Origin of the sequence: Faecalibacterium sp. Marseille-Q4164 (genome assembly GCF_017377545.1) — a bacterium.
Classification (GTDB): Bacteria; Bacillota; Clostridia; order Oscillospirales; family Ruminococcaceae; genus Faecalibacterium; species Faecalibacterium duncaniae.
The window spans coordinates 1-1,294 of record NZ_JAFREJ010000041.1; the positions used below are offsets into that span (position 1 = coordinate 1).

Sequence of the window (1,294 nt, forward strand, 5' to 3'; positions counted from 1 at the left end):
ATGGTTGGCGGATTTTTTCATTTTAGGGCTTGACTTTTAATAGTTAGTCTTCGTCTATGTAAAAGGCAACTTCGAACCCATCGTATCAGAAGCCCTCTGGCATGAATGTGAGCGCATCCGTAAAAGCCGTATTGTCAATCTGCGTCTTCCTGATGGAGAAACACGACGCAAGGGCATTGACAGCACCAAATATTTATGGGTCGCAAAACTTCGTTGCCGCTGCGGTTCTTCCTACCGCATTTTCAACTGGCGTAAACTGAAGGACGGAACGCCGGTCTTTGGCTACCAATGCAATATGCGAACTGTCAACCCGACCCGTTCCTTCGTTCTGGAGCACAACATGACCGAACAGCTCAGTTGTGATGCCATTTCTATCCCGGAGTGGAAGCTGGAGCTGATGGCGAAGAAGATCTTTGAAAAGGTCTGGGGCAATCAAAATAAAGCCATTCTCCGTGCCTGCAAGATGATCGAAAGCTGCCAGAACGGAAAAGCCGCCACACGAATGTCCGCTGCACCGATTCAGAGCCAGATCGAAAAAATCAAAAACGCAAGCTGAACTACGCTGCCATGCGTGCAGACGGCGAACTGCCACGAGAAGAATATCAAGCCCTTTGCAAACAGGCAGATGACGAGATTGCCCGCTTAGAGCAGGAGTTGAAAGCCCTCTCCCCTGCGCCCGAACCGCAGACGGTTTCTTCGGACCTGAAAGCAATCTACGATTTTCTCTCTCAGAAGGTCGATGTGCACGGTGCCCGTCTTGCTCCCGAATTGATCGACCAGTTCGTTGAAGTGGTCACCCCCTTTGCCGATTACTCCTACCGCTGGAAGCTGAACACCGGCTGCAAGAAGTCCAAAGAGGAACGCACCAATCTGATGGCTGTATCGGAAAAGCCCCTCCTCACCTTCACCATCGACTTTGAAACCGCCAAGCGTTACCGAGAAGCCAACAAGATGCCCCACCAGTTCCGCCGTGCAGCGTGGATCGACCTGACTGTGGAGGTGTATCTGTGATGCTTCTGGGAAGCGCCCCCGTGTTAAACGCAATTCACCTCATACATGAGCAAACAAATAAGGCCCACCGCTAAAATTGGCGGTGAGCCTTATTTTATGCTTGATTTTTAACGATAATTCGCCATAAAATCCTTATGCTCTTGGGTTTTTAATAGCAGCCTGAGCGGGTGCCAAAATTACAGAGCGTTCGGAGTAGCGATGATACGCTATTTGTGAATTTCCAGTGTATTTTACCCCATCTCCGCAATGATCTTCTCCAAATTTTCTTCCTGCAAATAGAATT

2 protein-coding genes are annotated in these 1,294 nt (G+C 49.3%); both read left to right on the top strand.

Going from position 1 to position 1,294, the window contains the following annotated elements; all coding sequences use genetic code 11:
- The first annotated feature begins 340 nt into the window (after positions 1–340).
- Positions 341–556 (top strand): hypothetical protein, encoded by a 216-nt coding sequence (locus tag J3352_RS14105; RefSeq protein ID WP_156067587.1) that lies wholly within the window; start codon positions 341–343, stop codon positions 554–556.
- Positions 557–567: 11 nt separating this feature from the next.
- Positions 568–1,011 carry a hypothetical protein gene (locus J3352_RS14110; protein ID WP_005936652.1) on the top strand — a complete coding sequence of 148 codons (444 nt, stop codon included), beginning with the start codon at positions 568–570 and terminating at the stop codon, positions 1,009–1,011.
- Positions 1,012–1,294: the final 283 nt, after the last annotated feature.